The following is a 13,427-nucleotide window of genomic DNA, read 5'->3' as shown; positions in this document are numbered from 1 at the left end:
CCTCCCCGAAGGCGAACCGGGCAAGCACCTGGCCGAAACCCTGCCCCACTACATGGTCCCCACCGCCTTCCACTGGATGCAGATCTTGCCCCTGACCGCCAACGGGAAAATCAACAAGAAAGCGCTCACCGCCCACGCCGCCGAACTGGCCACCACCCAACCCACCACCAGCGGCAACGACACACCGCAAACCCCCACCCAACAGCGGATCGCCGCCGCCTGGGCCACCCTCCTCGGCATCCCGGTCGAACAAATCGGCCCGAACACCGACTTCTTCGAACTCGGCGGCACCTCCCTCACCTCGGTCAAACTCGCCATCGCCCTGGACCGGCAGGTGTCCCTACGCGACATCACCCAACACCCGGTCCTCGCCGAACTCGCCGAACTGATCGACACCCGAAACCAACCCAACCCTGAACCCATGACTTCGGTCATCACCGAAAGCCGCTGAAGGGAACGCCCCGATGACCAGTCCGTCCGCCCCGCCCCAGCTCGACCTGCGCACCCAGCCGGGCAAGCCACCCCTGCTGTTCGCCCAGCCCACACCCGACCTGCCCAACCCCACCAGCTGGGCCCAGCACCACCGCGACACCCTGCGGGGACTGGTCGCCGAGCACGGCGGCGTGCTGGTGCGCGGCCTGGGGCTGCGCGACCCGGGACAGGTCGCCGCGGTGTTCACCGAGCTGTCCGGCGGGCTGATGGCCGACCGGGAGTCCTTCGCCACCCGGCGCCCCTTCCCCGGCGGCGTCTACTCCTCCACCAAATGGCCGGCCAACCAGCCGATGTGCATGCACCACGAACTCAGCTACGCCCTCGAGTTCCCCGGCCTCATGCTCTTCGCCTGCCTGCAGGCCGCCCCCACCGGCGGCGCCACCGGCATCAGCGACGCCCAGAAAATCCTCACCGCCCTGCCCACCGAACTGGTCGCCCGCTTCGAGCGCGAGGGCTGGCTGCTGGTGCGCAACTACAACGACGACATCGGCTCACCCCTGTCCGAAGCCTTCGGCACCGACGACCGCCCCACCATCGAAACCTACTGCCGCGCCAACGGCATCGACTACCAATGGCAACCCGACGGCGGCCTACGCACCCGCCAACGCCGCCACGCCATCATCGCCCACCCGATCACCGGACAGGACTGCTGGTTCAACCAGATCGCCTTCCTCAACGAATGGACCCTCGACCCCGAAGTACGCGAATTCCTGGTCGACGTCTACGGCCCCGAATCACTCCCGTTCAACACCTACTACGGCAACGGCGAGCCCCTGACCCCGGACACCGTCGCCATGATCAACCAAACCTACGAGACACATACCATCCGCGAACCGTGGCGTAACGGCGACCTCATGATTGTCGACAATATCCGTGCCGCCCACAGCCGCGAGGCCTACGCCGGGCAACGCGAAGTACTGGTCGGCATGGCCAGCCCGCTGCGCATGGATGGCTGGCCGTTGGAGGAGACACGATGACCGCGACCGAACCGACCACGCGGGACGCCGAGTCCGCCGCGCACGAGGTGGCACCGTTCACGGTGATCTCCGGCGCCCAGGTGCAGGAGGCGCTGCGCGACCGCCACCACCAGGTCGTGGAGCTGATCGAACACGCGTACCGGCTGCACGGCGCCGGCGACTCGGTGAACCCGCCGTCCTACTTCCTGCGCTTCCCGGACCGCCCGTCCTCGCGGATCATCGCGCTGCCCGCGTCCATCGGCGGCGACATCGGGGTGGACGGGCTGAAGTGGATCTCCAGCTTCCCGGAGAACGTGGCCGCCGGCATCCCCAGGGCGTCGGCGGTGCTGATCCTCAACGACCACGCCACCGGCTACCCGATCGCCTGCCTGGAGAGCTCGATCATCAGCGCCACCCGCACCGCGGCCTCGGCGGCCCTGGCCGCCGACTGGCTCACCCGGGACCGGGACCGGCCCCGGCGGGTGGGCTTCTTCGGCACCGGACTCATCGCCCGCTACATCCACCAGTACCTGGCCGGCACCAACTGGTCGTTCGACCAGATCGGCATCTACGACACCGCACCCGACAGCGCCGAAGGTTTCCACGGCTACCTGGCAGGGACCGGCGAGACCGGCCGGATCACCGTGCGCGACACCGCCGAGGAACTGATCCGCGAGAGCGACCTGGTGGTGTTCGCCACCATCGCCGGCGAACCGCACGTGCACGACCCGGCCTGGTTCGACCACAACCCGCTGGTGCTGCACGTGTCGCTGCGCGACCTGTCACCGGAGATCGTGCTCGCCTCGACCAACATCCTCGACGACGTCGAGCACTGCCTCAAGGCGAACACCAGCCCGCACCTGGCCGAACAGCTCACCGGCAACCGCGACTTCGTCACCGGCACGCTCGACGACGTCATGACCGGCCGGGTCAGGCCGCCGGCCGACCGGCCGTTGGTGTTCTCCCCGTTCGGGCTGGGCGTACTCGACCTGGCCGTCGGCAAGTTCATCTACGACGAGGTGACCAGTGCCGGCCAGGCCCACCTGATACCCGACTTCTTCCATGAACTGCGGCGGTACGGGTGAACACCCCGACAACCGTTCCGCCACGAGCCGAGGGGGCTCGATCGTGACCGTCATTTCCGTCCCGTTCCAGTACAACGAGGAGGATCTCTACGTTGACCTCCAGCCGGTACTGGGGCAATCGCTGTACCTGAAGTGCGAGGGGTTCAACTTCGCCGGCTCGATCAAGCTCAAGGCCGCCCGGGAGATGGTGGAGGCCGCCGAGCGCGACGGCCTGATCACCCCGGACACCGTGCTGCTGGAGTCCTCGTCCGGGAACCTCGGCGTGGCCCTGGCCATGGTCGCGGCCAGCAAGGGCTACCGCTTCCTGTGCGTCACCGACGCGCGGTGCAACCTGCCGGCGCGGCGGCTGATGGAGGCGCTGGGCAGCCAGGTGCACGTGATCAAGGAACCCAGCGCGGAGGGTGGTTTCCTCGGCGCCCGGCTGGACTACGTGCGGGCGCTGTGCGCGGCCGACTCCCGGTACCTGTGGCTCAACCAGTACGCCAACCCGAACAGCTGGCTGGCCCACTACCGCACCACCGCGCCGGCCATCGCCGAGGCGTTCCCCCAGCTGGACGTGCTGTTCGTCGGGGCGGGCACCACGGGAACCCTGATGGGCTGCGCCCGCTACTTCAAGCAGCGCCACCCCCGGGTACGGATCGTCGCGGTCGACGTGGAGGGTTCGGTGACCTTCGGCGGCGAGCCGGGCCGGCGGATGATTCCCGGCCTGGGCACCAGCGTCCGGCCGGCGTTGCTCGACGCGTCCTACGTGGACGAGGTGCTGTACGTCGGCGAGGCGGACACCATCCGCACCTGTCGGCGGCTGGCCCGGGCCGGGTACCTGTTCGGCGGTTCCACCGGCACCGTGATCAGCGGCGCAATGGACTGGTACGCCCGGCACGGCACGCGCAACCTGACCTCGGTGGCCATCGCCCCGGACTTCGGCGAGCGCTACCTGGACACGATCTACCAGACCAACTGGGTGCAAGACCTGTACGGCGACCTGGAGCCCGCGGCGGTTGGCTCCACTCACACGGGGAGCTCGAATGGCTGGCCAGTCCGCCAACGTCCTGCCGGATAACCGCCCCCGGCCGCCGGTGGAGCCGGCGCCGGCGGTGCCGGCCGTGGCCGCGGCTTCGGCGGCACCGGCGGTGGTCCGGTGCGTGGACGCGTCGACCGACCTCGAGCGCGCCCTGGGCGAGATCTTCGCCGAGGTCGCGCAGCTGTCCCGGGTGTCGGTGAACAGCCACTTCTTCAACGACCTGGACGCCGACTCCCTGCGCATGGCGCACTTCTGCGCCCGCATCCGCAAGAGCGACGACCTGCCGTCCATCTCGATGAAGGACGTCTACAAGCACTCGACGATCCGGAGCCTGGCCAAGGCGATCGCCCCGGAGCCGAGCCAACCCCGCCGGCCCGCCCGGCCGCTGCTCCCGGAGATCGTGCCGGTGAGCCGGCGCAGCTACCTGCTGTGCGGCGCGCTGCAGCTGATGTTCTTCCTCGGCGCCGCCTACCTGGGCGCGTTCGTGCTGGTCCGGGGCTTCGAGTGGATCTCCACCGGCGAGGGCTGGGTCAACGTCTACGAGCGCGCGGTGGTGTTCAGCCTGGGCAGCCTGGCCGCGTACTGCCTGCTGCCGATCCTGGCCAAGTGGATGCTCATCGGCCGCTGGAAGCCGGCCCAGATTCGCCTGTGGAGCCTGACCTACCTGCGGTTCTGGCTGGTCAAGACGCTGATGCGGACCAGCCCGATGGTCCTGTTCGTGGGCTCGCCGCTGTACCTGTTCTACCTGCGGGCGCTGGGCGCGAAGATCGGGCGGGGTGTGGTCATCCTGTCCCGGCACGTCCCGCTGTGCACCGACCTGCTCACCATCGGCGCGAACACGGTCATCCGCAAGGAGTCGTACTTCAACGGCTACCGGGCGCACGCCGGCGTCATCACCACCGGCCGGATCTCCCTCGGCGCCCGGGTGTTCGTCGGCGAGAACACGGTGATCGACATCAACACCCGCATGGGCGACGGGTCACAGCTGGGCCACTCCTCCTCGCTGCACCCGGGCCAGACCGTGCCGCCCCAGCGGCGCTGGCACGGCTGCCCGGCCCGGCCCAGCCGGGCGAACTACCAGACCGTGCCGCCGGCCCACCGGGTCGCCGCCCGCCGGTTCTTCTACTCGGTGTGGCAGGTGCTGCGGCTGGCGCTGTTCGGCCCGCCGATGCTGGCCGCGATGTTCACCGTGGTGGAGGTCATGCTCGGCAGCGGGTTCACCCTGCCGTCCGTGCCCCGCCCGGGGGTGCTGGGGGTGCACAGCGCCACCTACTACGCCGAGGTCCTGCTCGTGGCGATCCAGGGGTTCTTCATCTCGATCTTCCTGGGCCTGCTCGCCGTGGGCATCCTCCCGCGCATGCTGCGCCCGCTGCTGCCGCCCGACCGGCTCTACCCGCTCTACGGAATCCGCTACTGGGTGCACCGGACCATCACCCGGATGACCAACATCAAGTTCTTCCAGCAGCTGTACGGCGACAGCTCCTACATCACCGGCTACCTGCGCTGGGCCGGCTACGACCTGGGCCGTCCGGTGGTGCAGAGCGGTTCCAACTTCGGCTCCGAGCTCAAGCACGACAACTCGCACCTGACCAAGATCGGCACCGGCACGATGATCGCCGACGGCCTTTCGGTGATCAACGCCGGCTACTCGCACACCTCGTTCGGCGTCCGCGAGGTCAGCATCGGCCCGGACAACTACTTCGGCAACCACATTGCCTACCCGGTCGGCGGCCGCACCGGCGCCAACTGCCTGCTGGCCACCAAGGTCGCCGTCCCCCTCTTCGGACCGGTCCGCCAGGGCGTCGGGCTGCTCGGCTCACCGGCGTTCGAGATCCCCCGCTCGGTGGAACGGGACAGCAGGTTCGACCACCTGCACGACGGCGAGGAGTTCCGGATCCGGCTGCGGGCGAAGAACCTGCACAACCAGGCCACCATGGGCCTGTTCCTGCTCACCCGGCTGATCCATTTCCTGGTGCTCGTCGCGCTGGCCGCCCTGACCGCCGACCTCTACCGATCCGTCGGCGTGCCCGTCGTCGCGGCGGCCGGCGTGGTCGGGTTGGCCTTCACCACGCTCTACTGGGCGCTGGTCGAACGCGCCGCCACCCGGTTCCGCCGGCTGGAGCCGAAGTTCTGCTCGATCTACCAGTACGACTTCTGGCGCCACGAGCGGTACTGGAAACTCACCACCGTCAACTACCTGGCCCCCTACAGCGGCACCCCGTTCGCGGGCTTCGTACTGCGGCTCGGCGGCGGCCGCGTCGGCAAGAGGCTGTACGACGACGGAGCCGCCATCTCCGAGAAGTCCATGGCCACCATCGGCGACGACGTCACACTCAACGCCAACGCCAAGATCCAGGCCCACTCGCAGGAAGACGGAACCTTCAAATCCGACTACATCACCATCGGCAACGGGTGCACACTGGGCGTCAGCGCGATGGTGCACTACGGCACCGAGCTCGGCCACGACTCCGTGCTCGAGACCGACGGCTTCCTGATGAAGGGCGAGCAGATCAGCCCCCGCACCCGCTGGGTCGGAAACCCCGCCACCGAACTGCGCTGAAGGGACACCAGGTGAGGACCCCGCTCGCCGGACGACTGCTCGCCAAACGGTTCTGCGTCGGACTGGTCGCGCTCGGCACGCTCGCCGCGTGCGGCGGCACGGCGTCACCACCGACGACAACGGCGAAGGCCGCCGACGGCCAGCTGTCCAGGGCGGTCGGCGAGGCCGCCGCCTACACCCACCTGGAGGCGCTGCAGAAGATCGCCGACGACAACGGCGGCACCCGGGTGACGCCGAGCCCCGGCTACGACGCGAGCGTCGAGTACGTGGTCAAGGTGCTGCGCGACGCCGGCTACGAGGTGAGCACCCCCACCTACCGGCCGTCCTCCGACTCGGACTCCTCGGACTCGGACGGCGACCGCGCGCGGCGCGGCCAGGGCAGCTACCGCAACGTCATCGCCCAGAGCCGCACCGGCGACCCGAACCGGACGGTCTTCCTCGGTGCGCACCTCGACTCGGTGAAGGAGGGGCCGGGCATCAACGACAACGGCTCCGGGGTCGCCGCGCTGCTGGAGATCGCCACCCGGCTCGGTGGCTCCCCGAACCTCCCCAACGCGGTGCGCTTCGCGTTCTGGGGCTCGGAGGAGGACGGCATGGTCGGTTCCGACTACTACGTGGACAACCTGTCCAGCCAGCAACGCCGGCAGATCATGCTGTACCTGAACCTGGACATGGTGGCCTCCCCCAACGCCGGCTACTTCGTGCACGGCGGGCGCGGGAAGAAGAACCGGGAAGCCGGACCCGCGGGCACGGCGACCGTGGCCCGCGTCATGTCCGAGCAGCTGACCAAGACCGGCGTGACCGTCCAGCCGATCCCCTTCGTCGAGGACTCCGACTACGACCCGTTCGTCAAGGCGGGCATCCCGTCCGCCGCGCCGTTCACCGGCGACGAGAAGGAGAAGACCTCGGAGCAGGCCAAGTCATGGGGCGGCACGGTCGACGAGGTGTTCGACAAGTGCTACCACAAGTCCTGCGACACCATCAAGAACATCAACCGCACCGCACTCGACCACAACATCCGCGCCACCGCCGCCACCGTCGAGTACTTCGCCTCCTACAACGGAACCCTCACCGAGTGATCCTTTTCCGCGCTCCGTGGTTCCGGCCGCCATTCGGCGCGAGGGTGCGGCGCCGGTTCCAAAGATCGCTTGGACGGCCGCGGCCGGGTTGGTCTGCCGCGGCTCGAGTGCGGCCGTTGCCTTTGCGGCTTGGCTCGGACCGGGGTTACGGGAGCGATCCCCGATTCGTGATCATCAGGAAATAAGGGCCGCGGGAAGCGCCTCGAGGCGACCATCATGCCCTGATGATCATGGACAGGCCCTCCGTAGAACCCCCAAAGCCCATCTTCCCCACCCGTTTCATGAGTGGTACATGGTGGAGATTGCATCCGAGATCGACATCAACCTGACGGTGAAGACTTCTTGGTCAGGTAGCGGCGGGAGACGTTCTACCGGCGAACAACGTCTCTGACGGCTACTTGACCATGACCACTGCTCGCGTCGGCGTCCCAGCATCCCGGCCGGAGCCGCAACGGGCCGAGCCCAAGGCACGGGAGACCACCCGGACGGCGCCATCCAGGGCCGTCCTTCGGACCGGCGCCGCGCACGATCCGCACCCGGGCGGTGCGGATCGTGTCAGTCCTCCGGCGGGGTCCAGCGGTCGCCCCGGGCCATGCCCGCCGCGCGGCCCTTGCCGGAGATCACCAGCGCCATCTTCCGGGACGCCTCGTCGATCATCTCGTCGCCCAGCATCGCCGCGCCGCGCTTGCCGCCCGCCTCGGAGGTGTACCACTCGTAGGCGTCCAGGATGTTCTCGGCGTGGTCGTAGTCGGCCTGACTGGGGCGGTAGACCTCGTTGGCCGCCTCGATCTGGCCGGGGTGCAGCACCCACTTGCCGTCGAAGCCCAGCGCCGCGCTCCGACCGGCCACCCGGCGGAACCCGTCCACGTCCTTGATCTGCAGGTACGGGCCGTCGATGGCCTGCTTGTCGTGCGCCCGCGCGGCCATCAGGATGCTCATCAGGATGTGGTGGTAGGCGTCACCGACGTCGTAACCCGGCGGCTGCTCGCCGACGACCAGCGACTTCATGTTGATGCTGGCCATGAAGTCGGCCGGCCCGAAGATGATCGTCTCCACCCGGGGGGACGCGGTGGCGATGGCGTTCACGTTGGTCAGGCCGAGCGCGTTCTCGATCTGCGCCTCGATGCCGATGCGGCCCTGCTCGTAGCCCAGGGTCTTCTCGATCTGGGTGATCAGCAGGTCCAGCGCGATGACCTGCTCGGCGGTCTGCACCTTGGGCAGCATGATCGCGTCCAGGTTGGCGCCGGCGCCCTCGACCACCTCGACCACGTCCCGGTAGGTCCACTCGGTGGTCCAGTCGTTCACCCGGACCACCCGGATCCGGTCTCCCCAGCCGCCCTCGTTCAGCGCGGCGACGATGGTCTTGCGCGCGCCGGGCTTGGCCAGCGGCGCGCAGGCGTCCTCGAGGTCCAGGAACACCTGGTCCACCGGCAGCGTGCGGGCCTTGTCGATGAACTTCTGGCTGGATCCGGGGACCGCCAGGCAGGATCGACGGGGGCGGGGGCTGCTCACGGGTCTCGGCCTCCTGAGTCGTCGGCGACTGTTCTCGGGTGGATGCTTCCACGAGTTCCCCCGGTTGACCCACCGAGGTGATTGGTTTCTCACCCACGCGAGGTCGCGGTATGTATTACGGCGCGACGATCTGTCCGGAGGAGACGGCGACCACCGGGCCGGCGACGCTGGTGGACGTGGTCCGGCCGGCCCCGGCGGTCACCCCGACCTCCAGGCGCGACGGACGGCCCATCTCCACGCCCTGGGTGATGGTGAACCTGGACTCCCCGTCCGCCGGCAGCAGCCCCCGGTCCACCAGGTAAACCGCCATGCCTACGGCGGCCGAACCGGTCGCCGGGTCCTCCGGCACCCCGGTGCCGGGGCCGAACATGCGCGCGTGCACCCGCGAGTTGGCCAGGTCGAGGGAGATCACGGTGACCATGCCCCGGCCGCCGGCGGCCGCGCGCAGCGTCTCCGTCTCCGGCACCGCCGCCCGGGCCACCGCGTCCGCCCGGACGGGCAGGAACACGTGGTCCAGCCCGGCCCCGGCGACCCCGGGCGCCGCGACCGGGTCGACATCCCCACCGGTCAGCCCGACCGCACCGGCCAGTGCCACCGCGTCCAGCTCCGGCCCGACGTTCGGCGCGCCGCCGGTCACCCGGGCGCCCGCCGCGTCGGTCCATACCGGCAGGAGCCCCGCGCCACACTCCTGCACCGCGTCGCCGGCCGGGATCACCCCGTCCCGGGCCAGCACCCAGGCCACACCCACGCTGGGGTGCCCGGCGAACGGCAGCTCCTCCACCGGCGTGAAGATCCGGGCCAGGTAGCTCGCGCCGGGCTGCGTCGGCGGCAGCGGGAACACGGTCTCGGAGAGGTTGAACTCGCGCGCGATGGCCTGCATCTGTCCGGTGTCCAGCTTGTCCGCGCCGTGCACCACGGCCAGCGGGTTGCCGGCGAAGGCCCGGTCGGCGAACACGTCGACCACATCGAAGCGCAGCGAATCGGTCACGGGCGTCCTTCCGTCGGTTCGGAGGTGGTGAGGTGCCAGCCGGCCGGGTCGCCCCGGACCTCGGTGTCGGCGCCGATCCGCGGCGCGCCGGCCTGGGCGGCGGGAGCGGCGGTTCGCACATCAACGAACCTACCCACCTCGGCACCGTCCCAGGCCACCTCGCCGCCGAACTCGGCGTTCTTGAAGGAGATCTGTCGATAGCGGTTCGTCGTCCGGCCGGCGAGGCGAGCGCGTGCAGCGCCCCGACCCGTACCTGCGCTGCCTCGTTGCCCAGCATCTCCACCGCGCGGGCGAAGCGCTCGTCGGCGACCCGGTCGCCCTCGAGCTCGACACGCCGACCCTATGGGGAAGAGCTCGCCGACGCGGTCAATGCGGCCCTGGCCTGCCACAGACGCGGGAAGAACCGCTTGTGAATGCGTTGCCTGATGACATCGACGGACGTGCCGGCGGTCCCGACGATGCCCTGGCCCTCCCCGAGCAGCCGTGCGGCGACCTCGTAATGCCGGGCGCGCCACAACGCTATCCGCTGGTCCCATTCCAGCATCGCCTCGGCCAGTCGGTACAGCGGCGCGTCCGGGCTGCCCGCGTACAACTCGACCAGCGACCCCTGGTCGGGGCACAGCGGGACGAAGGCGTCGTTCAGCCGCTCACTGGCCTTGCGCACCGCACGCCAGCCGGGCGACTCGGCACCCGAGCCGTTCCCCAGCGCGACCCGGATTCGCTGGAACTCCCCCGGGCTGATCTGCGCGAGCAGCTCCAACAGTCCGGTGACCTGCTGGATTCCGAGGCCGGCCCGGCCGAGCAGCCGGACAGCCCGATCGTGCTCGCCGGCCTCGGCGCTGTCGGCGGCCTCCCGAACCTCGTGGCAGGCCAGCTTGAGCAGCAGCTCGGTTGCCTGGTGCACGGTCTGGAACAGCAGCTCGTCGCGGTGCACGACCTCGTCCGGCGTGCGCTGCAGGGACAGCAGCTCCCGCACCCGCATGTACTCCGTGTACTGGCCGTCGGTGATCACGTCGGCGCCGTAGCCGAGGTCCGCACTCATCAGGCCCCCTCCTTCAGCTCGCCCATCCGCAGCCTGCGGTGCTCGCGCAGCCAGTCCTCGCTGTCCCGGAGAAAGATCGCGTCGTTGCCGACCATCGACCGGATCACCAGCAGCGGCACCGGGGAGGCCAGTGGCCGGAACCGAGGGTTGTGGACACCCGGCGACTCGTATCCCGGTAGGAACTCGCCGAGCATTCGATGCGCCCGGACAAAGGAGTCCTTGAGGGTACGGTGAACCTCGAGGACGATTTCTTTGAGAATTGCCTCGGCCATGTCCGGAAACAGAACTATGACCGTTTCCAGGTCGGGTCGGTGCGATTCCCTGCGCACCCGGTCGAAGCTGGTTCCGAGCGAGCCGACCACGGCGGCCACGTTGAGGGCGGTCAGGTCGGCGCCGGCCACCAGCGCGTAGGTCACCGTACCGTTGACCAGCGCCCCACCCACGAACGGACACACGTCCCCAGGGCGGCCGAGCTCCGGGTTGCGCGCGGCAATCCTGGTGCGCAACCAGTTGTCAACCACTTCAAGATTCGTCCGTCGGGTAGACCCGGCTACTTCACTCGCCGCCACCAGATCAACCCGGATAATGCGGGCGCCAGTTCTGACGTGCATGCAGCGTCCCCCTGCGCAGAAGCACATTTCAGTATACTCTAATTATCATTTTAAGGTCAGCGAGTCAATCGGGCGCCGCGCCGTTCCTTTAAATTTTACACTGATTTAAGGAACGAGAGCCACGAACCACCGTCGCATGACGTCAGCGTCTCCCTGCCGCCCACCCGTCTGACCGGCGGTGCAAGGAAGCCGGCACCGAGTGCGGGACACTTGGACCATGGGAACGGCGAGAGTGTTCGTGGCTCAGATGGTGGGCCTCGCCGTGTTCGGGCCGGATGGGGAGCGCATCGGCAAGGTCCGGGACGCGGTCACCGCGTTGCGCGTGGACCAACTGGCGCCGAGGGTGCTCGGGTTGGTTGTCGAGCTGCTCACCCGCCAGCGGATCTTCGTCCCGATGCTGCGGGTGACCGCGATCGACCCGGGGGCGGTCACGCTCACCACCGGGGTGGTGAACCTGCGGCGGTTCTCCCAGCGGCCGAACGAGACGCTGGTGGTCGGCGAGCTGCTCGACGCGCGGGTGCGGCTGCCCGAGCAGGAGGGCACGGCCGAGTTCATCGTGGTGGACGCGGGCATCGAACGGACCCGCTCGCGGGACTGGGTGATCGGCCGGGTCGCCGTGCGCGAGCGGCGCCGGGGCCGGCTCGCCCGGCGCGGACAGGTGCGGGTGGTGGACTGGTCCGAGGTGTCCGGACTGACCGTCTCCGAGGAGGACCAGGGCACCGAGCGGCTGCTCGCGGTGTTCGACGGCATGCGGGCCGCCGACGTCGCCGCCGCGCTGCGTGAGCTGCCGGAGAAACGCCGGCACGAGGTGGTCGACGCGCTGCACGACGAGCGGCTGGCCGACGTGTTCCAGGAGCTGCCCGAGGTCGACCAGCGGGATCTGCTGCACCACCTGGACCCGGACCGGGCCGCCGACGTCCTGGAGGCGATGGACCCGGACGACGCCGCCGACCTGCTCGGCGAGCTGGATACCGCCGAGTCGGACCGGCTGCTCGAGCTGATGGAGCCGGAGGAGTCCGCGCCGCTGCGACGGCTGCTCTCCTACTCGGCGGACACGGCCGGCGGCCTGATGACGTCGGAGCCGCTGATCGTCCAGCCGGATGCCACGGTGGCCGAGGCACTGGCGAGGGTCCGCAACCCGGACGTGCCGCCCGCGCTGGCCAGCATGGTGTTCGTCTGCCGGCCGCCGACCTCCACGCCCACCGGCCGCTACCTGGGGGTCGTGCACATCCAGCGGCTGCTGCGCGAGCCCCCGGCCGAACTGGTCGCGGGGATCGTGGACGCCGAGCTGACCTGGCTGCACCCGGAGGCCACGCTGGGCGAGGTGACCCGGTACTTCGCCAGCTACAACCTGGTCTGCGGGCCGGTGGTGGACGACGCGGACCACCTGCTCGGCGCGGTCACCGTGGACGACGTGTTGGATCACCTGCTGCCCCCCGGCTGGCGCGAGCGGGAGATCGGCGGCGTCGGCGCAAACGGCAACGGCCCGAACGGCAACGGCGCGAACGGCGATGGCGCGAACGGGACCGACGGCGGCCAGGACAGCCGGGACAGCGACGACCCCGAGGTGGTACCACGCGATGCCTGAGCTGCACTCCAACCGCCGGCTGGACCAGCCCCGCGCCGGCCGCCGCTCGCCGCGCCTCGCGCTGGACCCGGACGCGTTCGCCCGCCTCTCCGAACGCGTCGCGCGGTTCCTGGGCACCGGCCGCTACCTGGGCATCCAGACCGTCATCGTGATCGTGTGGATCGCGCTGAACCTGGCCGCGTTCAGCTGGCAGTGGGACCCCTATCCGTTCATCCTGCTCAACCTGGCCTTCTCCACCCAGGCCGCCTACGCGGCGCCGCTCATCCTGCTCGCGCAGAACCGCCAGGACGACCGGGACCGGGTGTCGCTCGAGGAGGACCGCAACCGGGCCGCGCAGACCAAGGCGGACACCGAGTACCTGGCCCGCGAGCTGGCCGCGTTGCGCGTCGCCATCGGGGAGGTGGCCACCCGCGACTACCTGCGGGGAGAGCTGGAGAAGCTGGCCGAGCGGCTGCCCACCAACGAACGATCGCGCAAGCGCTGACCCGCTCGA

General features: G+C 69.7%; 13 protein-coding genes. 8 read left to right on the top strand and 5 right to left on the bottom strand.

Annotation, left to right across the window (positions count from 1 at the left end):
- The 6 genes from ABEB12_RS04095 to ABEB12_RS04070 all read left to right on the top strand — a co-directional run.
- A partial coding sequence (locus tag ABEB12_RS04095; protein ID WP_345702523.1) for a phosphopantetheine-binding protein occupies nt 1-451 on the top strand: 451 nt, incomplete at its 5' end.
- Between the two features lie 13 nt (nt 452-464).
- Nucleotides 465-1,469: a TauD/TfdA family dioxygenase gene (locus ABEB12_RS04090; protein ID WP_185059015.1), complete on the top strand. Its 1,005-nt coding sequence runs from the start codon at nt 465-467 to the stop codon at nt 1,467-1,469.
- Nucleotides 1,466-2,533: a 2,3-diaminopropionate biosynthesis protein SbnB gene (gene sbnB / locus ABEB12_RS04085; RefSeq protein ID WP_185059014.1), complete on the top strand. Its 1,068-nt coding sequence runs from the start codon at nt 1,466-1,468 to the stop codon at nt 2,531-2,533. The genes ABEB12_RS04090 and sbnB overlap by 4 nt, the downstream gene beginning before the upstream one ends.
- A 43-nt stretch (nt 2,534-2,576) precedes the next feature.
- Entirely contained in the window at nt 2,577-3,593 is a 1,017-nt protein-coding gene (gene sbnA, locus ABEB12_RS04080; protein ID WP_185059013.1) for a 2,3-diaminopropionate biosynthesis protein SbnA, read from the top strand.
- Nucleotides 3,559-6,114, top strand: a complete 2,556-nt coding sequence (locus ABEB12_RS04075; protein ID WP_185059012.1) for a Pls/PosA family non-ribosomal peptide synthetase — start codon at nt 3,559-3,561, stop codon at nt 6,112-6,114. The genes sbnA and ABEB12_RS04075 overlap by 35 nt, the downstream gene beginning before the upstream one ends.
- An 11-nt stretch (nt 6,115-6,125) precedes the next feature.
- The gene (locus ABEB12_RS04070; protein ID WP_345702522.1) at nt 6,126-7,193 is read left to right on the top strand and encodes a M20/M25/M40 family metallo-hydrolase; all 1,068 of its coding nucleotides are present in this window, start codon (nt 6,126-6,128) and stop codon (nt 7,191-7,193) included.
- Between the two features lie 555 nt (nt 7,194-7,748).
- On the opposite strand, the gene ABEB12_RS04065 is transcribed toward ABEB12_RS04070, so the two are convergent.
- The 5 genes from ABEB12_RS04065 to ABEB12_RS04045 all read right to left on the bottom strand — a co-directional run bounded on the left by ABEB12_RS04065 (nt 7,749) and on the right by ABEB12_RS04045 (nt 11,256).
- Nucleotides 7,749-8,705, bottom strand: a complete 957-nt coding sequence (locus tag ABEB12_RS04065; protein ID WP_185059011.1) for an aldolase/citrate lyase family protein — start codon at nt 8,703-8,705, stop codon at nt 7,749-7,751.
- A gap of 115 nt (nt 8,706-8,820) precedes the next feature.
- Nucleotides 8,821-9,693, bottom strand: coding sequence for a PhzF family phenazine biosynthesis protein (locus tag ABEB12_RS04060; protein ID WP_345702521.1), 873 nt, complete (start codon nt 9,691-9,693; stop codon nt 8,821-8,823).
- Nucleotides 9,690-9,812: a hypothetical protein gene (locus ABEB12_RS04055; protein WP_345702520.1), complete on the bottom strand. Its 123-nt coding sequence runs from the start codon at nt 9,810-9,812 to the stop codon at nt 9,690-9,692. Before ABEB12_RS04055 ends, ABEB12_RS04060 begins: the two co-directional genes overlap by 4 nt.
- 221 nt (nt 9,813-10,033) lie before the next feature.
- Nucleotides 10,034-10,735: a tryptophan 2,3-dioxygenase family protein gene (locus ABEB12_RS04050; RefSeq protein ID WP_221497549.1), complete on the bottom strand. Its 702-nt coding sequence runs from the start codon at nt 10,733-10,735 to the stop codon at nt 10,034-10,036.
- Entirely contained in the window at nt 10,735-11,256 is a 522-nt protein-coding gene (locus ABEB12_RS04045) for a DUF6875 domain-containing protein (RefSeq protein ID WP_185059010.1), read from the bottom strand. Before ABEB12_RS04045 ends, ABEB12_RS04050 begins: the two co-directional genes overlap by 1 nt.
- A gap of 307 nt (nt 11,257-11,563) precedes the next feature.
- On the opposite strand from ABEB12_RS04045, the gene ABEB12_RS04040 reads away from it, so the two are divergent.
- Together ABEB12_RS04040 and ABEB12_RS04035 are read left to right on the top strand one after the other, a co-directional pair.
- Nucleotides 11,564-12,934, top strand: coding sequence for a magnesium transporter MgtE N-terminal domain-containing protein (locus ABEB12_RS04040; RefSeq protein ID WP_185059009.1), 1,371 nt, complete (start codon nt 11,564-11,566; stop codon nt 12,932-12,934).
- A complete protein-coding gene (locus ABEB12_RS04035; protein WP_185059008.1) occupies nt 12,927-13,418 on the top strand; it encodes a DUF1003 domain-containing protein in 492 nt (163 codons plus the stop codon). The genes ABEB12_RS04040 and ABEB12_RS04035 overlap by 8 nt, the downstream gene beginning before the upstream one ends.
- Nucleotides 13,419-13,427 lie beyond the last annotated feature (9 nt).

The sequence above is a fragment of the Actinospineispora eucalypti genome, from assembly GCF_039543365.1.
GTDB lineage: Bacteria > Actinomycetota > Actinomycetes > Mycobacteriales > Pseudonocardiaceae > Pseudonocardia > Pseudonocardia eucalypti.
Note: the sequence above shows the minus strand (reverse complement) of the source record. Positions and strands in the feature narration are given on the sequence as shown.